Genomic DNA, 26,034 nt, shown 5'->3' on the forward strand with positions numbered 1-26,034 from the left:
GGAGCGTATTTTTTAGAATTGACAATGACTAGTCAAATAACTAACGGCATCACTGATTATGCACGACTATTATTATAAAGGTAAAGAAGCTTTTTGTAAATACTTGAAAATAAATGAAAAAAATTTCTTTTTAAAAAGGGCTTGACCTGGAACGCGTTTCATAAATTATACTTTAGTCAAATCAAACAAGCGAGGTAAAAAAGATGATTAAACGTATTTTTTCAGACATGGATGGAACGCTTCTTGACAATACTGGCGCAGTTTCAGAGGAAAATGTTTCTCTGATTAAATCAGCTGGCATTCCGATGACCTTGGTATCAGCTCGTGCTCCAATGGAAATGATGGCAGCGATTGAAAAATTAGATTTGACGGGTGCACAAGTTGGATTTAATGGTGGTTTGATTTATCGTGTTGACAATGGTCGTGTCCTTCCGATTCACAGTCAACCAATAGCAAAAAAAGATGTTCATACTCTTCTTGGTGCGATTCATGAGAAATTTCCAGAGATCAGTTTGTCATACTATGATTTGCATAAATGGTATTGTCATGAGATTGATAAGGGAATTCTTTTTGAGCAGAAAGTTACGCAACAAAAACCAACACGAACAATGTTGCTCAGCCATTTTTTAAAACCTAAAAAAGAGATTTATAAGTTAATGATGATTGTCTTTGATGAGAAAACGTTAACAAATCTGCAAGAATTTGTGCTATCATTAGGGATAGACACGGTTGCGGTGCAGCAATCAGGAAAACATTATTTGGAAATTACTCATACGGCAGCTAAGAAGTCAGCTGGTATTGATTATATCATGCAAAAAGAAGCTTTGAGCGAGGGAGAAACTGCGGCTTTTGGCGATGGGCACAATGATTTGTCAATGTTTGAACGGACGAGTTTTCCAATTGCAATGGCAAATGCTAGCCCAGATGTGATTGCTCAAGCTAAATTTATCACATTGGTTAACCAGTGCAATGGTGTTGGTTATGGAATTCATAAATTTTTGAGGAATGTTTAAATGGTAACAATCAGAGATATTGCAGAACGAACGGGTTATTCTAAAGCGACGGTGTCGCGCGTGCTTAACAATCATCCTTATGTGTCAGATGACGTGCGTCAAAAAATTCAAGCGGTGATAAAAGAGCTTAATTATACGCCAAATTTGGTCGCAAAAGAATTGAGTGCTGGAAAGACTAATAAAATTGCGGTTGTTATTCCTCACAATCGTCATCCCTATTTCACTCAGCTATTGAATGGTATGCTAGATGAAAGTAAGAAAACAAACCATAATTTGCTTTTACTACATTCGGGCTACAATGAACTTTCGGAACGTGAGTATTTAGAACAATTACGTGGTCGTGCTTTTGACGGGCTTATCTTTACGTCACGTGAATTGCCGATAGAGACCATTGCCTCTTATGCACAATACGGTCCCATTCTTTTATGTGAGCCACTTGACAATCCTCTTTTGAAATCAGTCTATGTTGACCGCTACCAAGCTTATAATGATCTTAATGCCTATTTAGTTGAAACGGGCATTAAATCACCAGCTTATCTTTTTACGAGAGCTGATGAAGCTAGTGCGACTTATCGGACAATGGTTTCTGTTTTAGAACATTTTCCGCAATATCAAAATTCAGCTGTTTTTAGTGGCATTTCTAATTTTCAAGACGGTTATAATTGGGCAAAACAGCTTACGCAGGATTTTGATGCAATTGTGACGAATGAGGACCAAATGGCATATGGCGTTATCAAGGCTTTTAAGGATAATGGCAGAGCTTTGCCGTTAATTATCGGGCAAGAAAATCAGCATATTAGTGAGTTGCTTGGGATTCCGTCAGTAGAGCATTATTCTTATGAACTGGGGAAATTAGCAGTACGTCAGATTTTAGCTGATGAAAATAATCCCCTTGCCATTCCGTCAAAATTCATTCGACGTTAGCGCCAAAAGAAATCAGAAAAATTCTCGGAGACTTGCCAATGGAAAATCAAAAAATTGCAGAAAATCTTAATATCCTTGGTCAATTTTGTGGCAAAAGAGATGTTGAGGAACTTAATCAGAAAAACTTGCATGAAAAATATGGAATAGAAAAAGCAGATGTTATGGTTCTTTTTGGTGGTAGCATTCTTGCTGGCGGTGATGTACTGGCTAAGGCTATCAAAGATGATATTGCAGAGCATTATATTATTGTTGGTGGTGAAGGACATACAACAGCTACCTTGAGAGAGCAGATTCACAAAGAATACCCTTTGATTGCTGTAAATGGCTTGACAGAAGCTGAACTTTTTCAACAATATCTTTTGACTGTTTATCAAATCCAAGCTGACTATCTTGAAACCAAATCAACAAATTGTGGCAATAATATCACGAATTTGCTCAAATTAATGAAGAACAAAGGCATTGTCCACCAGAGTATCATTTTATGCCAAGATGCAACTATGCAATATCGTATGGAAGCGACATTACGAAAATACCTTTCAAAAGATACGGTAGTGATTAATTACGCTGCTTATCGAGCTTACCTGAATTACCAAGATAAACTCACCTACGCAACAAAGATTCATGGCATGTGGGATGTTGACCGCTATATCAATTTATTAATGGGTGAGATTCCAAGATTAACAGATAATGAACAAGGTTATGGACCAAATGGAAAGAATTTTCTAGCTCATGTGGATATTCCTAATAGAGTAGTAGCTGCTTTTGAAGCTCTAAAACCTATTTATGGTAATCACATCAGAAAAGCCAATCCCAAATATTCCTCAGTTTTATAAGCTATAAAATGTTTTAATTTTCAGAATATTTTGCTATAATAGAGCTACTTAATTGAGAGAAGGAGTTTATCATGGCAAAAACAATTCACACAGATAAAGCACCAGCAGCAATTGGACCTTATGTTCAAGGAAAGGTCGTTGGTAATTTCCTATTTGCTTCAGGTCAAGTGCCTTTGTCACCTGAAACTGGTGAAATTATCGGAACAACTATTCAAGAACAAACTAAGCAAGTTCTTAAAAATATTTCTGCTATTCTTGCGGAAGCAGGCACAGATTTTGACCATGTGGTTAAGACAACTTGTTTCCTTAGCGATATGAATGATTTTGTACCGTTTAATGACGTTTACGCTACGGCATTTAAGGCTGATTTTCCAGCACGTTCAGCAGTAGAAGTCGCTCGTTTGCCAAAAGACGTCAAAGTTGAAATCGAAGTCATTGCTTATCTTGACTAATTTTATTTTGGGCTTAAGCCTGAAATGGCAGCAGTTGATTTCTGCCTAGGATAACATAAAAACTCCCGCTTAGTCAGAAGCTAAGCAGGAGTTTTTTTGTATTAATTAGCGCTTGTGAGTGTTGCTTTTTGCATTTTTTTGGCAGTTGTCATCATCAAGCGAATGCGGTTTAATTGGTTAACTTCTGATGAACCTGGGTCGTAATCGATTGGAGCAATATTAGCACCCTTGTATTGACGACGAAGTTCTTTAACCATACCTTTACCAACGATATGGTTTGGCAAACAACCGAATGGTTGGAGACAGACAATATTTTTGACATCATTGTTGAGCAATTCAATCATTTCACCTGTTAGGAACCAACCTTCACCAGTATGGTTACCAATTGAAATAATCTTAGAAGCACCTTCGGCAATGTCATAGATAGACTCAATGCCTTCAAAGCGTTCAGATTTTTCAAGGGCTTTATTCATTGGTTTTTCAAGGAGATTAATGGCATCAATACCAAGCTTAGCGAAGCGTTTAGCTTTTTGGCTCATATTAAGCTCGTCAGCTTTCCAAATTTGGTTGAAAAGTGAATAATTCATAAAGCCAATAAGGTCAGGAACAACGGCTTCACCGCCTTCATTTTCAATGATAGCAACGATGTCGTTGTTAGCTGTTGGAGCGTATTTGACAAGGATTTCTCCAACGACACCGACACGAGGTTTTTGTCCGAAATCAACGGTTTCAAGGGTATCAAACTCTTTGATGATACGTTTCATGTTATGATTAAATTCAAAATATGAACCTGATCTCACATTTTTACGAGCGATTTCAAGCCATTTATCATAAAGAGCGTTAGCAGAGCCTGAAACGGCTTCATATGGGCGAACACGATAGAGCACACGTTCGAATAAATCACCATACAAAACGCTGATGAGTAGGCGTTTGACGAATGAATAAGTGAGGCTCCAACCTGGTGTTTCTTCGGTACCTTGATTTCCCATAGAAATGGAAACCACAGGAACTTGAGGGAAGCCAGCGTCTTTCAGAGCTTTACGTAGAAGTGGAATGTAGTTAGTTGCACGGCAACCACCACCAGTTTGGGTCATCATAACGCTGGTATTATCAAGGTCATATTCGCCGCTTTGAAGAGCTTCAATCAATTGACCGATAGAAATGATAGCAGGGTAGCAGGCGTCATTATGGACGAATTTCAATCCGACATCAACGGCTTTTCTGTCCATTGCAGGTAAAATGACAACGTTGTAGCCAGCGTGTTTGAAGGCTTCTTCGATAAGACCATTTTGGTGAATTGGAGAAAGCATTGGCATAAGAAGCGTGTGTGTCTTTTTCATTTCTTTAGTAAAGACAGGTTCTTTGCGTTCTTCTTCCTCATCGAATTGGCTATCAAATTGTGGTGCTTGGTTGAAAATGTGGTCAAGATTAGCTTTCTTGAATTTTTTATCACGTTCTTCAACGGCAGCTTTGAGGGAACGAAGACGAATTCGGATAGCACCGAGGTTACTACCTTCGTCAATTTTGAGCACGGTATATAGTTTGTTGTGACCACGCATGATTTCTTCGACTTGGTCAGTTGTTACCGCGTCAAGTCCGCAACCAAAGCTGTTTAGTTGAACAAGCTCAAGGTTTGGATTCTTAGAAACCACCTTGGCAGCCGCATAAAGGCGAGAATGGTAAACCCATTGGTTCACAACACGAAGTCCTGAAACTTCTTCAAGACCAGCTACCATATCTTCTGTCAAAACATGGAAGCCTTCTTGCGTGATGATATTGGCAATACCATGGTTGATTTCAGGGTCGAGGTGATATGGACGACCTGAAAGGACAATAGCCTTTTCACCTTTGAGAGCAAGAGTAGATAAGAGCTCATCAGCTTTATCTTGCAAATCTTGTTTGAAATCAGCTAGCGCTTGATAACCATGTTCAACGGCATTTTGAATATCTTCAGCTGTAATATCTTCGTATTCGCTGAAAGCTTTAATCAATGATTTTACAACAGATTCGTGGTCAGCCAAGTTAACAAATGGATGGAAATATTTCACCTCACCATTACGGATAGGGTCCATGTTTTTTTCGATAACTTCTGGGTAACTTTGAACGATTGGGCAGTTGTAGTGATTAGGTGCTTTGCTATTTTCGATTTGTTCGTAAATAACACTTGGGTAGAAAATAGCGTCAACTTTTCGGTCAATCAAACTTTGAATGTGTCCATGTACCATTTTGGCAGGATAACAAACGGTATCACTAGGAATAGTTTCAATCCCTTTTTCAAATAATTTTTTATCAGATTTTGGTGAAAGTTGAACACGGAAACCAAGGTCTGTTAAGATAGTGTGCCAAAGTGGGTAATTTTCATACATGTTAAGCACACGAGGAACACCGATAATGCCGTGTACAGCATCTCGTTTAGCAAGTGCTTTGAATTTAAAGAGTTTTTTATATTTATAATCAACAAGATTTTCTTTTTGATTGCTGCGGTCAAATTTGATTTTAGTGACTTTTTCAGCTCCGCGTTCACAACGGTTACCAGTGACAAATTTTGAGCCATCGTTGAAAATCGTAACCGTCAATGCGCAGTTATTTTCACAAAGTCCGCAACGTGTGAATTCTTTTTGGGTTGTGAAATGATCTAGTTCGTCAAGCCCCATTAAGCTTGATTTGGCACGATTATGTTCAAGTAATGTTTCGGTCATGCTTCCCTCCTTTTACTAGACTGTTGCCATTTCAACGGCAGGTGCTTGAGCGGTTTCGTCTTCGTATTTTTCTTGGGCAATAATGGCGCAGCCGTAAGCTCCCATTAGACCAGCAATACTTGGACGAACAACTTCGCGTTCACTGACCAATTCAAAGGCACGGAGCACCGCTTCATTGTAGAAAGTACCGCCTTGGACAACAATTTTTTCACCTAAATCTTCAGGACGTTTGAGTTTAATAACCTTATAAAGCGCATTTTTGATAACAGAATAAGAAAGTCCTGCAGAAATATCAGCAACAGTAGCGCCTTCTTTTTGCACTTGTTTGACTTTTGAGTTCATGAACACTGTACATTTTGAACCGAGGTCAACAGGGTGTTCAGCTAGTAAAGCAACTTGTGCAAAGTCTTTAACGTCGTATTTAAGTGATTTGGCAAAGGTTTCGATGAAAGAACCACAACCAGATGAACAAGCTTCGTTCAATTGAATACTTGAGAGGGCGCCGTCTTGAACGCTCATAGCTTTCATATCTTGCCCACCAATATCGAGAATGAAATCAACACCAGGGTTGAAGTAATTAGCGGCTTTGAAGTGAGCAACGGTTTCGACTTCACCATAGTCAACGTGCAAGGCTGCTTTAATCAAATTTTCACCATAACCTGTTACGCAAGAGCGTGCGATAAAGGCTGTGTCTGGTAATTGGCGATAAACTTCTCTAAGAATTTCGATAACATTTTCAAGTGGTTGCCCTTGGTTGTTGCCATAGTGTTGGAATAAAATGGCACCTTCGGGATCAGTCAAGACAACCTTTGAGGTTGTTGAACCCGCATCAATTCCCAGAAAGACTGGACCAAAAGCTTTGGCAATATCTTTATATTCAACACTTGCTTCATTGTGGCGAGCGCGCCAAGCGTCTAATTCAGCTTGGTCTTTGAAAAGAACATCTAGTGTATTTTTAGGAACTAGCGATTTTGAAGTGTTATTTTCAAGGTTATGAATGATTTCTGATAGTGCTAATTGCGCTTGATCTTCATCTAAGGCAGCTCCCATGGCAACGAAAAGTTGTGGATTTTCAGGGAAAATAACATTTTCTGGTTTAATATTGAGTGTCTCAATGAAACGTTGACGAAGTTCACTCATGAAGAATAGTGGTCCGCCAAGAAAGGCAATATTTCCAGAAATTTTACGCCCTGAAGCCAAACCAGCAATGGTTTGATTAACAACGGCTTGGAAAATAGAAGCTGCAATGTCCTCTTTGCGAGCCCCTTCATTAATCAATGGTTGGACGTCTGTCTTGGCAAATACCCCACAACGGCTAGCGATTGGGTAAATTGTTTCGTAGCCTTTGGCTAATTCATTAACGCCGTTGGCATCTGTTTTCAAAAGTTCTGCCATTTGGTCAATGAAAGCACCTGTACCACCAGCACATGTTCCGTTCATGCGTTGTTCAAGGGCATCTCCAAAGAATGTCATCTTAGCATCTTCACCACCAAGTTCGATAACAACATCGGTTTGTGGAATGAATTTTTCAACGGTAGTGGTAGCGGCAATAACTTCCTGAACAAATGGAATTTTTGCTACATCTGCCAACCCCATTCCCCCTGAACCTGTGATAGCAATACTGACTGTTTGGTCGCCGATTTCTGAAATAGCTTCCTTTAAAACTTTAATTGTTGCCGTTTTAACATCTGAAAAGTGACGTTCATAACGTGAGAATAATAATTGATAGTTATCGTCGAAGATGACAACTTTAACAGTTGTCGATCCGACATCTATACCTGCTTTATACATATAATAAAATACCAAAAGTGTTAGAAGGCGGTGGAAGTGAGATGAAAATCGAATTTCTTAGAAAATTTTCCCTCTTATCCACGCAAATAGGTCTTTAACACTATTTTTTCCTTTCTTTGTTTTACCTAACACAGTGTTACCCTGCCAACAATCTGTTGCTTATTCAACAAACTGTTTGCTATAATAATATTATAGCAAACAGTTTGTCAAATTCAATCGCTAATTTTTAAAGTTGTGTTGTTTAAACAACACATGTTCAACAAAGTGTTGCTTATCTCGGAGGAAAGAACCGATGAAATTTACAGATATTCGTTATTTAAGAACTGAAAAATTGATTTTTGATGCTTTTGCCAAACTGCTCAGTGAAAAACCTTACGAAAAAATTACGGTGCAAGATATTGCTGACGAAGCGATGATTAATCGTGCTACTTTTTATGCGCACTATGCGGACAAGGATGAACTCCAAAGTGGGATTCAACAGCAAGTTTTGGACCAAATGTCTGACATGATTGACGGTGCTCAAATCACAAATGGTGACCGTGTCAAGGTGAAAAGAGCCGAAAAATTATTGACTGATTTTTACCATGGTTTGGAGAAAAATTCAGCCATTGCTAAAATTGTTCTGCGTAGCATTTCGCAAGAAGTTATGCAAGAAAAATTTGGAACGCTTCTCCATGAAAAATATGATCACCTACTTGCCAAACTGAACGTTACAGAATCTGGTGAGCAAGTTCCAACAGAGTTTATCGTCGCTTACTTAACCAGTATTTTTACAGGCACTTTGCTATGGTGGATAAAATCAGATTTTTCTATGCCAGCTAAAGAATTAGCACGCTTGGTCCTAACCCTCATCAGCAATGGACACCTAACCGTCATGGGCGTTATTATTGACCGCGAGGACTAACAAAACATTAAAAATAACCATTCAAAAGCTGAGAAATCAGCTTTTTTGTTTTAATTTTGTTATAATGAGGGAAATAGAAAGAGGGAATTTATGAGTGATGAAGAGCTAATTTATGATGGTATTGATCATCAATTGTATCCAATGGTGGAAGGTATTTTCCTTTCTGAGCTAGATGTTCGTTTGCGTGGGATTATCAAGCAAGAACATCCTGAACTATCGGATAATGATTTTATCAGTAATAAAAATTTAACGCATTATCGGATGTTATTTTTGGATGAAATGATTGATAAAGCCAATCGTAAGAATGATTTTGTCCGAGAATCGGTTTACGATGTTGCTAAGGGAAAGAATTACACAGCATTGGACGTGCAAGACCAGTTGGATAAGAAAATTACCTTTGGTCAACGAATTGCCGATGATGTGGCACGTTTTGGTGGTTCATGGACGTTTATCATTTCATTTATTGTTTTTATGGTAATTTGGATGGCGATAAATGTCATTAAACCTTTTGGAATTGCCTTTGATGAGTATCCGTTTATTTTGCTAAATTTGGCATTATCGACAATTGCTGCAATCCAAGCTCCTTTGATTATGATGAGTCAAAATCGTGCATCAGATTATGACCGTTTGCAAGCAAAAAATGATTACAATGTCAACAAAGTTTCAGAAGAAGGCATTCGGCTATTGCATACAAAACTTGACCACTTGGTGCAACAAGACCAATCAGATTTGTTAGAAATTCAAAAATTGCAAACAGAGATGTTGGCATCAATTACTGACCAAGTTGTTGAATTGCAAAAGCAAAATAAAGACTTACTTGAGGAAATGAATGCATTAAAACAAACACAGAATTAAGGCAATTTTTTAGGAGAGGGTAGGTATGAAGAAAAGTATGATGATTACTTTACTGACTATATTAGCGTTGGTTCTCTTGTTCTGTGTGGTTTATGTTGTAAAAGTTGGAAGTGTGAGGAAGCAGTTTACATATTCAAACGAGGTCGTTAGCAATCCTTTAATGGGATATGCGCCTGCGGCGACTGAAGAAACGGTGACAGATGATGTTACGCTCTTGTATGTTGATATTACTTGGCGAGAATTAGAATCGCAAGAAGGCGTTTATAATTGGGATGACATTGAATCTGAAAATCAATTTGATAGATGGCGTAGTGAGGGAAAACATCTTGTTTTACGTTTTATCTTAGATTATCCGAGTAATGAAAAGCATAAAGATATTTCAGACTGGCTTTACAATCGTCTGGATGATGCGGGGGATTGGTACGATTCGGATTATGGGAAAGGTTTTTCACCTAACTATGAAAGTAAGGTATTGATTGCTGCTTATGAAAAGGCTGTTCAAGCAATGGGAGAACGTTGGGGTGATGATGAGTTTATCAGTTTTATCGAACTAGGAGGATTAGGGCACTGGGGCGAATGGCATGTTGATAGCACGGCAGGCATTCGTCAGTTACCAGATGAATCCGTTCGTGAAGAGTATGTCACACCTTGGTTGTCAGCTTTTCCAAATGCTAATTTGCTTATGCGCCGACCGTTTACAGTAGCGAGTGAAAATGGTTTAGGGCTGTATAATGACATGGCTGGCAATCAGGAGGCTACTCAAGACTGGCTAGACTGGATTGCCTCAGGTGGTGTTTATTCGGAGACAGGGGAAAATGACTTAGTGGCAATGCCTAATGCTTGGCAAACAGCGCCAATCGGTGGTGAATTAACAAGCTCAGATAGCATGAGTAGTCTTTTAGGTGATAATCTGTCACAGACAATAGACCTGGTAGCCCAGTCACACACAACATTTTTAGGACCCAAAATCGCTGAAGATATTGGTGATGATAACGCAGGTTACGATGAGCTGCTGAAAAATATGGGCTATCGTTTGTGGGTCACATCTGCAAGTATCAAGCAGAGTTTGTCTCAAAAATTAACGCTGAAGCTAACGTTAAAAAATTCAGGTGTTGCTCCTTTTTATCGAAATTGGACAAGCTACATTTATTTAAAAAATAAAAATGATGATAGCGTCCAAGCAATCGCCTTAGACTTAGATGTGACTAAAATTCTTCCGGACGAAGAACAATCGGTGAGTGTTGAACTCCCCGTAGAAAATTTAAAAAAATTAGAGAAAAACTACAGTATTTCTTTAGGAATTGTTGATCCAATGACAAACCAAAATACGATTCATTTTGCAGTATCTGGGCAAGAAAACGCGGATACCTTGCTTTTGTTTGATTGGTAAAACTAAGAACAATTTGGAATAAGTAAAAAAGATTAGAATGACTAGTTCTAGTCTTTTTGTTTTGGACGAAAGTATTAAAAATATAGACAGAAAAGAGCAATTTTATTAAAATAAAAGAAGCTATAAATGTAATATGAAATTGATTTAAAAATTACATTATCATTAAAAGTATAAACATTGTTTGTCAAAATACCAATAAAATGATAAAATGTTGAAAATAAGTTTTTTATTCTTTAAAAAAATCAAATATTATTAAAATAAAGGGATGTAAAATGGCGATTTTAATAGCAGGAAATGTTGAAGTGTTAAAAGAAAGTGATTTGTTAAAGATGTTTCCTGAAGAAAAAGTAATAGTCTTAGGGAAAGTTAGTGAATCAAAACATAGAATCCGTAGCATTGATTGGAAAAATCAAACTGATATTGGACGACTTTTAACTGTTTATCATGTGACATCAATTTTATATTTTTCTAAGTCCGTAGAACCCTCAAAGGATCTTGATGGCGAATTATTGCAGATTAGAAAAATCCTCAATGCCTTAACTGAGGATTTTTTCGTGGAATTTTTGTATGTAACAGGACCTGATTTGCGTTTTGAAACGGAGAATAGCCGTGGCGTTATGTTATCAGCTTATGAGCAGCTTCTGCGTCGTTATTCACAGCAACAACATTTTTCATTGAAAATTTTGCAATCGCTTTATCTCTACCAATTATCAAATTCAACAGATGATTTGCGCAGTATTTTAACGTCAGATAAGGATATCACGCTACATCCAGACCAGAAAGCTTATTATATTTTTGGGCGAGATTTATTGGATTTGTGTCGTCGTATTTTTGATAATTGGACTAATACCTTTGAAAGAATAGAAGTTCCAGATAGTTTTGGCATAACTTTTCAGCAACTTTTTGAAGAGCTCAATATTCATGGTGCTACATTTTCTGAAGAAGCCCCATTGTCTGTTTTGAAGCCACAAACTTCTAATCTGAGAAAAGACTATGGTTGGTTTCCAAAAGTTTCTCTTTTAGAGGATTTGTCAACACGTGACTTGCCAACTTCTGCTAAAGAACAAAAGACTCTCTCGTTAGCGGATAGATTAAGGAAGTTAGCTAAGTTAGATAAAACATCAGTTAAAGTGATCGTTTTAATTGTTTTGTTTATTCTTGGGGAAATGTTGTCACATTTATTGAGCAATCAAATGTATTTTAAAACGGTTGACTATCGCTTGTTTGCCATTGTGATATCTGGCTTGAGCTTGGGGATGTTTTACGGTATCTGGGCAGCTGTTTTTGCATCGATTGGACTGATTATTCAAAATATTCTGGCAGGCGAGACGAATTTGCAAACGCTCTTTTTTGAACCAGCCAATTGGATTCCATATATCATCTATCTTGTTTCTGGTTTAGTGAGTGGTTATGTTAAGGAAAAAGACCAAGCTGATTTATTTAGAATTTTAGCGGAAAATGAGCATTTGGAGCAACAATTATCTGATGAAGAATCGTTTGTTGAAGATTTGTTGTCAGAGAAAGTTGAGTTAACGCATCAGATTTTGGAGCGCCAAGATAGTTATGGTCGCATTTATCGCTTTTTAGAAGATTTGGAAACACCGTATCTGGAAATTTTTATGGTCAAATTATTGGATTACATTAGCAATATTTTTGATACAGATGAGATTGCCATTTATGAAGTAAGGGATAATCAGACAAGTAAGTTGCAATTGACAACAGCACAAAATACCACTCATCTCATGTTAACCGCAGAACAGTTAAGTAAAGTTAGTCAACAGTTGGTTAACAATACGGTTTGGGTCAATCAGCATTTGCGGGATGATTATCCAATGTATTTGGCGGGAATTTTTGCAAATGGCGATCTGCGTTATTATCTATCGCTTGACCATTTACCGACAGATAAATTGAATCTTTATCATCAAAACCTGTTGAAGTCTTTAATGGGATTGGCAAGTTTGAGTTATCGACGTCTTTATCAAAAAACAACGTCAAATGTTCAGCATGAGGTTTTGGAAGAAAAAGTCTTTTGTCAAAAATTATTGGCGTTAAGGGCAGTTGATTCTCCTTATTTTGTGGGGCAAGTGTTGCACTTAGGCGTTGTGGCAGAGGAAATTCCTAAAACAACGTTGACAAGCTTGCAGGAAGAATTGTCACTTTTTGACAGCTTGGGACAAGTTGAAAGCCAGCTTTGTTTGTTAATCAATACTTACACGCAATCTTTAACAGACTGGCATGAGAAATTGTCTGATTTAAGTTTTGATGTTACTGACGAACGCAATATTGAGGAAACGATTGAGTCTATTGCATTTAGGCAAATGATGTCGTGAGGAGGAGAAGTTAATGTTATTTGCTGTGTTTTTGGGATGCCATTTAATTATTGTTGTTAGTTTTTTCTTAGTAGCGAAAATGAAAACGATTCAACTTGATTTTTATCTCAAATCACTTCTTGTCTTTTTACCGCTTATTGGTGCTATATCGGTTCTCTATATTTTAAAGGACAGAAAATCACGTTTTGTCGATGGTGAACTTGCTTTTGAAGAAGTGATTCCTTGGTTAATAGATGATACGGTTGAGCAAAATCAATTGGAGATGAAGGAAAATGTCATGCTTGACATTACAAATATTGTTCCTTTTCAAGAGGCGCTTTTGCTTAATAATTCGGGGATTAAACGTGAACTAATTATTGATGTTATTTTTGAGTCGCCAGATCAATTTGTCCCCTTATTACATCAGGCACGTTTGAACGAGGATGTCGAAGTGGTTCATTATGCCACAACGATTCTTTCTGAATTGACCGCAAAATATGATGAGCGTTTACGTCAGTTGGAGGAACGTGTTCAAAAAGAACCTGATTCGCTAGAGAAACGTCAGAAATACGCTGACTTTTTAGAGAGTTATATCAATAGTGGGATAGCAGAGGGACATTATGGTTTGACATTGAAACAAGCTTATATTGATGAGGTTGAGGATTTATTGGCAAAGGGTTTCCTTGTTGAAAAATCACGTTTGCTGACTTTGGCAGAAATCTATCAGAGTTTGGGTGATTTTGCGAGCTTGGAGCGTTTATTAACGAAGCTTTTTGAGCTTTTTCCAGATGATCAAGATATTTGGATGTTGAAACTGGATACGATTGTATTGAAGAAATCAAGTTCTGATTTGAAACGATTTTGGCAAGATTTAGAGCAAAATCATGTTTATTTTTCAGCAGAAAATAAAGCCAAATTAGCATTTTGGCAGTAAGTAAGAATGAGGAAAATAGATGTTTAAAAAAAGAACGTTTAAATTTACGCTGATTCTCCCAGTTTTTCTTATTCTTGTGGTGTTGGCAGTAGGGCTGCTAATTGAGCGTAATGGGATTAGTTACTATAGCGATACTAGTGACAGTTATTACTTGGCTGATAGTCAGGTTAAAACTAAGGCGGAAGCTTTGGCTAACGTTTCAGCGACAAATCTATTGATTTATGATTCAAGTAATGAGACATCTGCTAGTGCTATTGATAATTTTAAGCAGATTTTTGAAGATATGAAGGTTGCAACGACTTACGTTGACATTGCCAATGAAACGGTGCCTGATTTTACAACCTTTGATACGGTAGTTATTTTAACACCAGATTTAGAACCTCTCGGCGAAGCTGCTCTTCGGTTAATGGAATGGGTTGAATCAGGTGGGAATGTCATGTTTGCAATGACATTGCAAAAAGATGATGTTGTTTCAATCATTGAACATAAGCTAGGCGTGGTCAATTCGTCCTATACTTATGCTGAGGTCGCGGAAGTTTCAATTAAAAATGGTTTCATGTTGGGAGCAGGTCAAGATTACAACATTGATGAACCGTTTGAGTCTGCTTGGGCAGTTGAACTTGATGACAATGCAGAGGTTTACTTGACAACAGGAGACGACAGTAAAATTCCTCTGGTTTGGGAATATGATTTAGGAAGCGGTCGCGTTGTCGTTGATAATTTTGGTATTTATGTCAAGGCAATGCGTGGTTTTTATTCCGCATCGTATTCGTTACTAGGAGACGTTGGTGTTTATCCTGTGATAAATTCTGCGGCTTTTACCTTAGATGATTTTCCCTCACCAGTTCCAAGTGGTGATGCGAAATACATTACGCGTGATTATCAGATGACGGTGTCTGATTTTTACACGAATGTTTGGTGGCCAAATATGGTGAGCCTGGCTGATAAATATGGCATTAAATACACGGGCGTTATTATTGAAAACTATGAGGACGATACGACAGGAAGCACCGAGCGTCAGTCGGATAGTTCGCGGTTTACTTATTTTGGTAATATGCTATTGCAAATGGGCGGTGAAATTGGTTATCACGGTTACAATCATCAACCCTTGATGTTATCGGATACGGATTACGGTGATGCTTTTTCTTACAATACGTGGACGAGTGATACAGCGATTGAAAAGTCGTTAGATGAATTAATGGATTTCACGGAGAATTTGTTCCCAACGAGTGAACATTCGGTTTATGTTCCGCCTTCAAATATTTTATCGGCAGAAAGCAGAGCCTTGTTAGCGAAGGATTATCCAAATATCAAGGTGATTGCTAGTAATTACTTTTCAGAAGAGTTTGTTTATGAGCAAGAGTTTGAAGTGGCAGATGACGGTGTTATCGAAGAACCGCGGATAACGTCAGGAGCTATTATTGATGATTACACGAAATTGACGATGGTTTCTGAGTTGAATATGCATTATGTGAGTCATCATTTTGTTCACCCAGATGACCCTCTGGACGTTGACCGTGGGGCAAAATTGGGTTGGGCGCAATTGTACAAGAACTTGTCTAAGCAAATGTCGTGGTTGTACAAAACAGCACCTTCTATCCGAAACATGACAGAATCACAAATGGGTGGCGCCATTCAACGTTTTTCAAGCATTACGGTCGAAAAAGAAGAAACGGATGATTCTTATCAATTCAATCTCGGTAATTTTGTTGATGAGGCGTATTTAATGGTGCGGTTTAACAGTGATAAGCCTAGTGATGTGACAGGTGGTAGTTTGGAACATTTGACGGGCAATCTCTACCTTTTGCATGCAACGTCAAGCACGGTTACCATTGCTAAAAAATGAGAATTTGAGAATTTAGGAAGGAAAATAGGTGCGTATTTGTTTAATTTTGGAAGGGTGTTATCCTTACGTCAATGGTGGCGTGTCATCATGGATGCACAATTATATTAATGAAATGACTGAGCACGAATTTGTTCTAGTGACCATTGGAGCAAATGCTGAAAGTCGTGGTAAATTCAAATATGAACTGGCTGACAATGTGGTCGAGGTCAAGGAAGTTTTTCTGGATGATGCTTTCCAAGTTTCTGGGAATTCTGACTTCAAAGAAACATTTAACGATACGGAGAGACAAGCATTGAAAGACTTGCTATCTTGTCAATCTCCTGATTGGGAAGTGTTGTTTGACATTTTTAATCAGCGTCAGATTAATCCGACTGATTTTTTGGAAAGTCAATTGTTTTTGGAATTGCTGACGGAAATTATTGAGGAAAAACACCAAAACCAAGCTTTTGCAGATGTTTTTCACACAACACGTTCCATGTTATTAACAGTTCTTTATCTGATGACCCAAGATATGCCGAAAGCCGATGTTTATCATTCTATTGCGACAGGTTATGCAGGGTTACTGGCTTCTTTGGGAAGTTATCAGCATCAAGCACCGTTGTTGTTGACAGAGCACGGCATTTACACGCGAGAGCGTGAGGAAGAAATTTTGCGGTCAGATTGGGTGTTGCCAACAATGAAACGGCAATGGATTCAATTTTTCTATATGCTATCAAATCTTATCTATGACAAGGCGGAGCGCGTGACGAGCCTTTATACCAAAGCGAAGTTTATTCAAGAAGAGGTTGGGTGTGACATTGAAAAATGCCGAGTAATTTCAAATGGGATTCATTATGACCGATTTTCAGCAATTCCTTTGAAAGAAGAAGACGGTTGGATAGATATTGGCGCGGTTGTTCGTATCGCACCTATCAAGGACATTAAGACAATGCTTTATGTCTTTTATGAATTGTCTCGCAATTATCCCAATACGCGTTTGCATATTTTGGGTGCTGTTGATGATGAAGACTATAACAGAGAATGTCATCAATTGATTCGTCAACTAGGCATCAAAAATGTGATTTTCACGGGGCAAGTTAATGTGGTTGAATACATGGAAAATTTGGATTTTACCATTTTAACAAGTATCTCAGAAGCGCAACCATTGTCTGTCATTGAATCCATGGCGGCTAGGAGACCTTGTGTGACAACTGATGTTGGCTGTTGTCGAGAATTGTTGGAGGGAAATAAGGATGACCACCTCGGCATTGCTGGTTATTGTATTCCGCCAACTTATCGAACAGGTCTGACACATGCCATGGAAAAAATGTGCAGTTCCCGTCAGTTGCGATTGAAAATGGGTGAAATTGCTCAAAAACGTGCGAAAACTTATTATCTCTATGAGATGATGATTCAGCAATATCGTGATTTGTATTTGGAGGTGATTTGATGGCTGGAATTGGATTTGCCATTAATAAGGTTGTTAGAGAAAAACGTTTGACCTCAAAACCACGCGCCTTTGCTTATGCTTCGATTGTTACTGTCGCACCACTTTTGCTGGGTGAACTGGTTCTGCTGACGGTCTTTATTTTGTCAAATTTGGCAAAAGTAACGATTACTGACCGCAATCTGATAGTTGCCATTATCACTTATGGTTTACTTGGTTCGCTTTTGCTTAATGGATTGGTTTCCTTGGTGATTTCGCGGTATTTGTCGGATAAGATTTATTCACGAGATATTCGCCATGTGTTGACAAGTTACTGGGGAAGTCAATTTTTCACGCTAGCAATCGGTGGTAGTTTATACGGTATCTTTCTATTATTTTCACATTTGGGCTGGTTGTATGGTATTTTGGCGTGGCTGTTATTTTGTGAATTGTTGTTGTCTTGGAATGTGATTAATTATTTGACGATTATCAAAGATTATTGGGGAATTTTCAGAGCATTTCTTGCAACGATAGTAACGACTTTGGTGATGAGTGTTATTTTCTTGTTCATTCATTTGCCAGTTGTCATTGCGAGTTTAGCAGGCATTATTTTTGGATATGCTAGTTTCTTTATTTTAGCAACCAATCTTTTGTACCAACAATTTCCAAATAAACTGGATTATCATCACATGTTTGATTTTTTGAATGGCTTTGATGATTATTGGGAATTGGCGGTAATTGGCTTATGCACACAACTTGGTCTTTTGGGGCATATTGTTGTGATTTGGTTTAGTCAAATTGGGCAGCAGGTGCGTGGTTTCTTCTATATTGCTCCTTATTATGACTTAACGGTTTTCATAGCTTCTTTGACCATGTTAGCAACAACGGTACGTTTTATCGTTTCCATGGAAGTTGATTTCTTCAATACTTATCGCAAGTATTACCTTAGTTTTACGAATGGCGCGACGTTGCAGGAAATCAAAAAAGCTGAAAGAGACATGACTGACAGCTTGAGAAAAGGCTTGGGACGGACTGTTTGGGTTCAATTAATGGTTACGCTATTAGCTATTTCTGTTGGGACAACGATTCTAAATGCTTTGCCACTAGGTTTTAATACGACCATGAATGGTTATTTTAGAATCTTGTGTGTGGCATATGCGGTTTATGGCATGGCAAATGTTGTCACTTTATCTACGATTTATTTTGGTAATTTATCAGGCAGTTATCGTGCGAGTATTGCTTTTGCCTTGACTTCTATCTTAGCAACGGTTGCTAGCTTATATACTAATAGTCTGTTTTACGGTTTTGGCTTTTTGGTAGCAACAATGCTGTATTTTGTCATGTCTTGGTTAAATTTAGAAAAAATCAGTAGCAATCTAACCTATCAGATTTTAGGGCGGCAGCCATTGATTTATGGGGAAAAAGATGGTGTCTTTCACCATTTGGCAAGTTTTTTAAATCAAAAAATGCTTGCTTTGATTAGAAAGGGGAATTATGAAAAATAACAAGAGCTTTTTATTAATCATTTTACTGTTAGTGGTGACAGCTGGGCTTGTTTTGATTGTTGGGCTTTTTACCAATAATGATGACGACGATTCAAGCGACACCACAACGCAGTCAACAACGACTGTTGCAGAGGACAGTTATCATTTAACGGACAATGATGCACTTTATGAAACAGAAGATTATAAAGATGTTCAGACCATGTATTTAACCGTTTCACGTGGGAATGATAGCGATAATACTAACCATTCATGGTCAGAAGTTAATAATTTATCCGTGTATGATTATGAAAAAATGGGAGTTGACCGCTATAAGATTTCGGCTTTGTTGCAAGTGGGAGATGAAAATGGACCTGTAGCTGGAGAACTTGGCTACGGTGAAAGTACCCCTAATGCGACAGTCCAAATTCGCGGACAAAGTTCAAGTAAAAACCAACAGAAAAACTATAAAATCAAAATTAAACAAAATAAGGGGAGTTGGTACGGACAACGAACGATTAATCTGAATAAACACCAGACAGAAAGTCTTCGTTTTCGAAACATGATGTCGTATGTGTTGCTTCAAGATATTCCACAAGTGTTAAGTTTGCGCACGCAATTTGTTCATCTTTATGTCAAGGATACGACAGGAGATAACCCAGATGAATTTGTTGATTATGGTTTATATACCCAAGTTGAGCAGCTTAATAAAACAGGAATGAAATCTCATAATTTGGATAGTAGTGGTCAGCTGTACAAGGTTAACTATTTTGAATTTACTGACCCTGATAATGTCATCAAATTGGCTAGCGACCCTGATTATGACGAAGAAAAATTTGAAGAACTCCTTGAAATTAAAGGGTCAACTGACCATACAAAATTGATTGATTTAATTAAAAAAATCAATGACACGTCCATTGATTTTGAGGATGTTTTAGAAGAGAACTTTGATGTTGAGAATCTCTCCTATTGGATGGCGTTTCAGATTTTGATGGGAAATCATGACACTCAGAGTCGGAATATGTTTCTCTATAGTCCGCTTAATTCTCAGCGTTGGTATATTATCCCTTGGGATAACGACGGGTCGCTTTTTGAAACAGAATATCAAATTCGAGGCTCAAAAGGGGACGCTGAATGGGAAACTGGCGTTAGCAATTATTGGGGTAATATGCTGTTCCAACGTGCGTTAAAAACAAAAAGCTTCCGCGAAGCTTTAGATGCTGCTATTGAAGATTTGTACAATAACTATTTAACGCAAGACCGCATAACGTCGCTGTCAAATGAGCTTGCAAGTGTTGTTAAACCGTACATTTCAGAAACACCAGACAGCACTTATCTCGGAATTTCAATGGCGGATTATCAAACGGTTTTGGATGCTTTGCCGTCAGAAATCAAGGGTAATTATCAAAAATATTATGACAGTTTCAAAAAGCCAATGCCATTTTTCATTGGTGTGCCAAGTAAAACAAGCGATAACAAATTGAAGTTAACTTGGGATAATGCTTATGATTTTGATTCGGAAGATATTACTTATACGGTTGAAGTTTCTAAAAACTATGATTTTTCAAGTACTATATATAGGAAGGAAAATCTAAAATTAACTAGCACAGAAATGGATTTACCTGATGCAGGTCAATACTTTATCCGTGTCACAGCAACAAATGCTTCTGGAGAATCTCAAGTCGCCTTTGATTACTACGTAACGAGCGAAGATGGCAAAGTTTCTGGTGTGAAATCCTTCTTTGTCAATGCTGATAAGAGCATAAGTGAGGATACCTATGAAGAAGACTAAGGAAGCATTTCGTCATGAGCAAAAATACTTGATTTCGTTAAAGGATAAACACCTTATTCGTCAGCGGATAAGAAATATTATGGCTTTGGACAAACACGTCAAACAAGAAAGCTATACGATTAGAAGTCTTTATTTCGATGATTATTGGAACAGTGCTTATGAAGATAAGCAAGCGGGTGTCCTTATTCGGAAAAAATACCGCATCCGAATTTACAATTACACCGACCAAGTGATTAAATTGGAACGGAAACGTAAGCATGGGGCTTACATTTATAAAGAAGATGCGCCGTTGACAAAAGAAGAATTTTACAAAATTTTGGATGGTGATTATGGCTTTTTGCTGAAGAGCCCACACCAGCTTTGTCGTGAATTTTATGTCGAATGCATGGCTAATGTTTTACGTCCACGGACGATTGTCGATTATGAGCGTGAGCCATGGACCTTGGAAGCGGGAACTGTGCGAGTTACCTTTGATGAGAATATTCGGGCTGCTGTTGGAAGTTTTGATATTTTTGACGCTAATTTACCAACGCTTGAAGTGTTAGAACCAGAAAAATTGGTTTTAGAAGTCAAATATACGGAATTTTACCCAGATATTATCAAAGAAATTATTCCAGCAGATGCCACAGAATACACAGCGGTTTCTAAGTATGTTCTTTGCTATGACAAGACAAATTATAGCCGTAGTTTAAATGACTATTGGTACGATAATTAAGAAAAAGGGAAGAAAGAGGAAAGAAAATGAGTATTAATGATGTTTTGAAAAACTCCTTTGTGAGTTCTTATACAGGAGATGATTTAGGACAAATTCTGTTATCACTCGTCGTATCTATCATTATGGGAGCGGTGATTTATCTGATTTACCGTCAATTTTTTACAGGGGTCGTCTTTTCACGCAGTTTTGCGGTGACCTTGGTTGGAATGACTATTTTGACTTGTATGGTTACCTTAGCGATTAGTACCAACATCGTTATTTCGCTTGGTATGGTCGGTGCCTTGTCTATCGTGCGTTATCGTACGGCGATTAAAGACCCAATGGACCTTCTCTACATTTTCTGGGCAATTACGACAGGGATAACAGTCGGTGCAGGAATGTATTTACTAGCGATGGTAGCAGCAGTTGTCATGGTTGCACTGTTTTACATCTTTTACCGCAACCAACAAGCTGGAAAAGTTTATATCGCAGTTATTCATTATCACCATGATGAAACAGAAGAAAAAATCTTGCAATCTTTTGGTAAGATGAAATATTTCTTAAAAGCTAAGACAGTTCGCAAGGGATTGATTGAATTGTCTGTGGAAGTCTTCTGTAAAGATGAAAATTTGAGTTTTACAGATAAAATCCAAGCACTTGAGGATGTGGATGACGTTACACTTATCCAATACAATGGGGAATACCATGGTTAAAAATTTATAGTTAAAGGGAAAGAGGAGGAATAGAATGTCCGTTTTATTAACAGGAGGAGCAGGTTTTATCGGTAGTCATACAGCAGTTGAACTCATTTCAGCAGGTTATGATGTGGTTATTGTCGATGATTTTTCAAATAGTTCGCAAGAAGTTCTGAACCGTTTGAAAGTCATTACTGGTCAAAAAATTCCGTTCTATAAAGGTTCTATTTTAGATAAAAACTTTTTAAACAATGTTTTTTATGAAAATGATATTGAAGCGGTGATTCATTTTGCGGCGTTTAAGGCAGTCGGAGAATCGGTTGAACAGCCGTTAAGCTATTATCAAAATAATTTGACTGGGACATTGACGTTGCTTGAAGTGATGAAAAATCACCATGTCAATCATATTGTCTTTAGCTCTAGTGCAACGGTTTATGGCATGAATAATGTGTCACCGTTGACTGAGGATTTACCAACTTCAGCCACAAATCCTTACGGTTATACGAAAGTAATGATTGAACAAATTTTGACTGACGTGGCTTATGCTGACAAAGACTTGTCTGTGAGTAATTTACGTTATTTCAATCCTATCGGAGCACACGAAAGTGGCTTAATCGGTGAAGCACCAAATGGCATTCCAAATAATTTAGTGCCATACATTAGCCAAGTGGCTGTCGGTAAATTAAAAGAATTAAGCGTTTTTGGTAATGATTATGATACACCAGACGGAACTGGTGTGCGTGATTACATTCATGTTGTTGATTTGGCAAAAGGTCATGTTGCTGCGCTGAAGAAAAATCTTGCTAGCAAAGGAGTAGCGGTATATAATCTTGGAACAGGTCATGGTTACAGTGTCTTGGATTTGGTGAAGGCGTTCGAAGAAGTCAATCATGTATCCGTTCCGTACGTTATCAAAGGTCGCCGCGCTGGCGATATTGCTACTTGCTACGCAGACGCAAGCAAAGCCAAAGAAGAATTGGGCTGGACAGCACAAAAAACATTGCAAGACATGATGCGTGATTCATGGAGATGGCAAAGTCAAAATCCAAACGGTTATCAAGCTTAACAATACTATTTTGAGTAGGTGATAGAGACAGGGGCAAGCCTGTCTTTTCTTTTTTAGAGCTAGCATTTTTTAGAATATTTTACTTGAAATTTTTGTGTGAAAAGGTTTTTCTAATCAATCTTTAGGCTGAATTTTGTTATAATAAAACTAGTAGATAAAAGGGGGACAATTATGTCTGACAAAAGTATTAACTTAGTTATTGTAACTGGGATGAGTGGAGCTGGTAAAACGGTGGCAATTCAATCATTTGAAGATTTGGGTTATTTCACGATTGATAATATGCCACCAGCTTTGGTACCAAAATTTATTGAGCTAATTGAACAATCTAGCGACAATAATCGTGTGGCACTCGTAGTCGACATGCGTAGTCGCCTCTTTTTCAATGAAATCAATTCTGTTCTTGATAAAATCGATGCTAATCCAAAAGTTGATTTTAAAATTTTATTCTTGGATGCGACAGATGGTGAATTGGTTGCTCGTTATAAAGAAACACGTCGTAGTCATCCATTGGCAGCTGACGGACGTATTTTAGATGGTATCAAACTTGAGCGTGAATTGTTAGCACCGCTGAAAAATTTGAGCCAAAATGTGGTTGATACAACAGAACTCACACCACGTCAACTCCGTAAAACCATTTCAGAGCAATTTTCAAGTGAGGAAAATCAAGCATCCTTCCGTATCGAAGTGATGAGTTTTGGCTTTAAGTATGGCTTGCCGCTTGATGCTGATTTGGTATTTGATGTGCGTTTCTTGCCAAATCCCTACTACAAACCAGAACTCCGTGACCAAACAGGACTCGAACAAGAAGTCTATGATTACGTCATGAATCATGAAGAATCTGAAGATTTCTATCAACATTTGACAGGCTTGATTAAACCAATTTTGCCAGGATATCAAAAAGAAGGAAAATCTGTTTTGACGATTGCCATTGGTTGTACAGGTGGTCAACACCGTAGTGTCGCCTTTGCGCACCGTTTGGCAGAAGAATTGAAAGAAAATTGGGTTGTCAATGAAACCCACCGTGATAAAAATCGTCGTAAGGAGACTGTGAATCGTTCATGAGAAAACCTAAAATTACCGTTATCGGTGGAGGAACGGGAATTCCCGTTATTTTAAATAGCTTACGGCATGAAGAAGTTGACATCACAGCGATTGTTACGGTGGCTGATGATGGTGGTAGTTCTGGAACTTTGCGTTCCGTAACGCAGCTAACACCGCCAGGTGACCTTCGTAACGTCCTTGTGGCGATGAGTGATATGCCGAAATTCTACGAAAAAGTTTTTCAATATCGTTTCGCTGAAACGGATGGTGCTTTGGCAGGGCATCCACTTGGCAATTTGATTATTTCAGGCATTGCAGAAATGCAAGGTTCAACCTACAATGCCATGCAGTTGCTAACAAAATTTTTCCATGTCACAGGAAAGATTTACCCAGCCAGTGAAAATCCATTGACTTTGCATGCTGTTTTCAAAGACGGTCACGAAGTTATTGGCGAAAGTCATATTGCTGATTATAAAGGTATGATTGACCACGTTTATGTCACAAATACTTATAACAATGAAGAACCGACTGCTAGTCGAAAAGTTGTTGATGCGATTATGGATAGTGATATGATTGTTCTGGGACCTGGTTCGCTTTTTACCTCAATTCTGCCCAATCTTGTCATTCCAGAAATCAAGAAAGCCTTGCTTGAAACCCCAGCAGAAGTGGCTTACGTTTGTAACATCATGACCCAATATGGTGAGACTGAGCATTTTACTGATGCTGACCATGTTGAAGTGCTCAATCGTCACCTTGGCAAAGATGTGATTGACACCGTTTTGGTTAATATCCAAGAAGTACCGCAAGATTACATGAATTCTAACGAATTTGATGAGTATTTGGTTCAAGTAGAACATGATTTTGCAGGACTTCGCAAGCAGGTGAAACGTGTGATTTCATCAGATTTCTTGCGTTTGGAAAATGGCGGAGCTTTTCACAATGGCGATTTTGTCGTTGAAGAATTAATGAATTTAGTGAGGATGAGGAAGCGATGAGTTTTACAGTAAAAGTGAAAGAAGAACTGCTCAATTTGTCGCGGTTTGATGAGAGCGAATTATCAGCAATCATTAAAATGTCTGGTAGCCTCGGCTTGACAGGAGACGGACTTACCTTGTCTATCACAACGGAAAATGCTAAAATCGCTCGTCATATTTATGAATTGATTGAAAATCTTTACCATGTTCAGCCAGAAATTAAATATCACCAAAAGACAAATCTGCGTAAAAACCGTGTTTACAATGTTTTTGTGGCAGCAAACGTCAGAGAAATCTTGAATGACTTGCAGTTGGCGGATTCTTTCTTTGGCATTGAAATGGGAATTAACCCAACTATTTTAGAAGATGATGATAAGGGACGCGCTTATTTGCGCGGCGCTTTTTTGGCGACTGGAACCATTCGTGACCCAGAATCTGGAAAATATCAGCTGGAAATTTTCTCGGTTTATCAAGATCACGCCGAAGATTTGGCGAATTTGATGCGAAAATTTATCCTTGATGCCAAGGTCATCGAACATAAAAATGGTGCGGTAACCTATTTGCAAAAAGCAGAAGACATCATGGATTTTCTTTTGGTTATTGGTGCTATGGAATGTAAAGATATTTTTGAAGAAATTAAGATTATGCGTGAGACGCGCAACGACGTCAATCGTGCTAATAATGCGGAGACGGCAAACATTGCCAAAACTGTGACAGCTAGCATGAAAACAATCAATAATATCATTAAAATCATGGATACGGTTGGACTTGAAACCTTGCCAATTGAACTTCAACAAGTGGCTAAAATCCGTGTTGAAAATCCAGATTATTCCATTCAACAAATTGCCGACCATTTGGAAGGCACATTGACCAAGAGTGGTGTTAACCACAGATTACGTAAAATCAATAAAATTGCAGATGAATTATAGAAAGTAA

At 38.1% G+C, this 26,034-nt stretch carries 21 protein-coding genes; 19 read left to right on the forward strand and 2 right to left on the reverse strand.

What is annotated here, in order from left to right:
- Positions 1-203: 203 nt before the first annotated feature.
- From BTR42_RS04245 to BTR42_RS04260, 4 genes are all read left to right on the forward strand, one after another.
- Positions 204-1,013 (forward strand): HAD family hydrolase, encoded by an 810-nt coding sequence (locus tag BTR42_RS04245; RefSeq protein WP_061458524.1) that lies wholly within the window; start codon positions 204-206, stop codon positions 1,011-1,013.
- A complete protein-coding gene (locus tag BTR42_RS04250; RefSeq protein WP_012961707.1) occupies positions 1,014-1,937 on the forward strand; it encodes a LacI family DNA-binding transcriptional regulator in 924 nt (307 codons plus the stop codon).
- A gap of 38 nt (positions 1,938-1,975) precedes the next feature.
- Positions 1,976-2,770 (forward strand): ElyC/SanA/YdcF family protein, encoded by a 795-nt coding sequence (locus BTR42_RS04255; RefSeq protein WP_074656507.1) that lies wholly within the window; start codon positions 1,976-1,978, stop codon positions 2,768-2,770.
- Positions 2,771-2,841: 71 nt separating this feature from the next.
- A complete protein-coding gene (locus tag BTR42_RS04260; RefSeq protein WP_003063919.1) occupies positions 2,842-3,222 on the forward strand; it encodes a RidA family protein in 381 nt (126 codons plus the stop codon).
- Positions 3,223-3,323: 101 nt separating this feature from the next.
- Here BTR42_RS04260 and BTR42_RS12845 read toward each other — a convergent pair whose 3' ends face one another.
- Positions 3,324-5,921, reverse strand: a complete 2,598-nt coding sequence (locus BTR42_RS12845) for an acyl-CoA dehydratase activase-related protein (RefSeq protein WP_231873069.1) — start codon at positions 5,919-5,921, stop codon at positions 3,324-3,326.
- A gap of 15 nt (positions 5,922-5,936) precedes the next feature.
- Positions 5,937-7,712, reverse strand: coding sequence for an acyl-CoA dehydratase activase (locus BTR42_RS12850; RefSeq protein ID WP_231873070.1), 1,776 nt, complete (start codon positions 7,710-7,712; stop codon positions 5,937-5,939).
- A 292-nt stretch (positions 7,713-8,004) separates the two neighbouring features.
- On the opposite strand from BTR42_RS12850, the gene BTR42_RS04270 reads away from it, so the two are divergent.
- The 15 genes from BTR42_RS04270 (at position 8,005) to whiA (ending at position 26,027) form a co-directional block, all read left to right on the forward strand.
- Positions 8,005-8,616, forward strand: a complete 612-nt coding sequence (locus tag BTR42_RS04270; protein ID WP_009853827.1) for a TetR/AcrR family transcriptional regulator — start codon at positions 8,005-8,007, stop codon at positions 8,614-8,616.
- A gap of 90 nt (positions 8,617-8,706) precedes the next feature.
- Positions 8,707-9,471, forward strand: coding sequence for a DUF1003 domain-containing protein (locus BTR42_RS04275; RefSeq protein ID WP_077496557.1), 765 nt, complete (start codon positions 8,707-8,709; stop codon positions 9,469-9,471).
- A 25-nt stretch (positions 9,472-9,496) separates the two neighbouring features.
- Complete coding sequence (locus BTR42_RS04280; RefSeq protein WP_077496559.1) at positions 9,497-10,861, forward strand: DUF4832 domain-containing protein; 1,365 nt, start codon at positions 9,497-9,499, stop codon at positions 10,859-10,861.
- A gap of 272 nt (positions 10,862-11,133) precedes the next feature.
- Positions 11,134-13,191 carry a hypothetical protein gene (locus tag BTR42_RS04285; protein ID WP_077496561.1) on the forward strand — a complete coding sequence of 686 codons (2,058 nt, stop codon included), beginning with the start codon at positions 11,134-11,136 and terminating at the stop codon, positions 13,189-13,191.
- A 13-nt stretch (positions 13,192-13,204) separates the two neighbouring features.
- Positions 13,205-14,104, forward strand: coding sequence for a tetratricopeptide repeat protein (locus BTR42_RS04290; RefSeq protein ID WP_077496563.1), 900 nt, complete (start codon positions 13,205-13,207; stop codon positions 14,102-14,104).
- Positions 14,105-14,123: 19 nt separating this feature from the next.
- The gene (locus BTR42_RS04295) at positions 14,124-15,950 is read left to right on the forward strand and encodes a DUF2194 domain-containing protein (protein WP_077496565.1); all 1,827 of its coding nucleotides are present in this window, start codon (positions 14,124-14,126) and stop codon (positions 15,948-15,950) included.
- Between the two features lie 28 nt (positions 15,951-15,978).
- On the forward strand, positions 15,979-17,379 hold the full coding sequence (gene pelF / locus BTR42_RS04300) for a GT4 family glycosyltransferase PelF (protein WP_077496567.1): 1,401 nt from the start codon (positions 15,979-15,981) through the stop codon (positions 17,377-17,379).
- Positions 17,379-18,860 carry an exopolysaccharide Pel transporter PelG gene (gene pelG / locus BTR42_RS04305; protein ID WP_077496569.1) on the forward strand — a complete coding sequence of 494 codons (1,482 nt, stop codon included), beginning with the start codon at positions 17,379-17,381 and terminating at the stop codon, positions 18,858-18,860. The genes pelF and pelG overlap by 1 nt, the downstream gene beginning before the upstream one ends.
- Positions 18,850-20,628 (forward strand): CotH kinase family protein, encoded by a 1,779-nt coding sequence (locus tag BTR42_RS04310; protein ID WP_077496571.1) that lies wholly within the window; start codon positions 18,850-18,852, stop codon positions 20,626-20,628. The genes pelG and BTR42_RS04310 overlap by 11 nt, the downstream gene beginning before the upstream one ends.
- Positions 20,615-21,343 (forward strand): polyphosphate polymerase domain-containing protein, encoded by a 729-nt coding sequence (locus BTR42_RS04315; RefSeq protein WP_009853841.1) that lies wholly within the window; start codon positions 20,615-20,617, stop codon positions 21,341-21,343. The genes BTR42_RS04310 and BTR42_RS04315 overlap by 14 nt, the downstream gene beginning before the upstream one ends.
- A gap of 26 nt (positions 21,344-21,369) precedes the next feature.
- Positions 21,370-22,035 (forward strand): DUF4956 domain-containing protein, encoded by a 666-nt coding sequence (locus tag BTR42_RS04320; protein WP_009853842.1) that lies wholly within the window; start codon positions 21,370-21,372, stop codon positions 22,033-22,035.
- A 34-nt stretch (positions 22,036-22,069) separates the two neighbouring features.
- The gene (galE, locus tag BTR42_RS04325) at positions 22,070-23,083 is read left to right on the forward strand and encodes a UDP-glucose 4-epimerase GalE (protein ID WP_012961719.1); all 1,014 of its coding nucleotides are present in this window, start codon (positions 22,070-22,072) and stop codon (positions 23,081-23,083) included.
- A gap of 171 nt (positions 23,084-23,254) precedes the next feature.
- Positions 23,255-24,145 carry an RNase adapter RapZ gene (gene rapZ, locus BTR42_RS04330; protein WP_014294246.1) on the forward strand — a complete coding sequence of 297 codons (891 nt, stop codon included), beginning with the start codon at positions 23,255-23,257 and terminating at the stop codon, positions 24,143-24,145.
- The gene (locus BTR42_RS04335; RefSeq protein ID WP_009853845.1) at positions 24,142-25,119 is read left to right on the forward strand and encodes a YvcK family protein; all 978 of its coding nucleotides are present in this window, start codon (positions 24,142-24,144) and stop codon (positions 25,117-25,119) included. Before rapZ ends, BTR42_RS04335 begins: the two co-directional genes overlap by 4 nt.
- Positions 25,116-26,027: a DNA-binding protein WhiA gene (gene whiA, locus BTR42_RS04340; RefSeq protein ID WP_077496573.1), complete on the forward strand. Its 912-nt coding sequence runs from the start codon at positions 25,116-25,118 to the stop codon at positions 26,025-26,027. The genes BTR42_RS04335 and whiA overlap by 4 nt, the downstream gene beginning before the upstream one ends.
- The last annotated feature ends 7 nt before the right edge of the window (positions 26,028-26,034 follow it).

It is taken from the genome of Streptococcus gallolyticus subsp. gallolyticus DSM 16831, assembly GCF_002000985.1.
Lineage (GTDB): Bacteria > Bacillota > Bacilli > Lactobacillales > Streptococcaceae > Streptococcus > Streptococcus gallolyticus.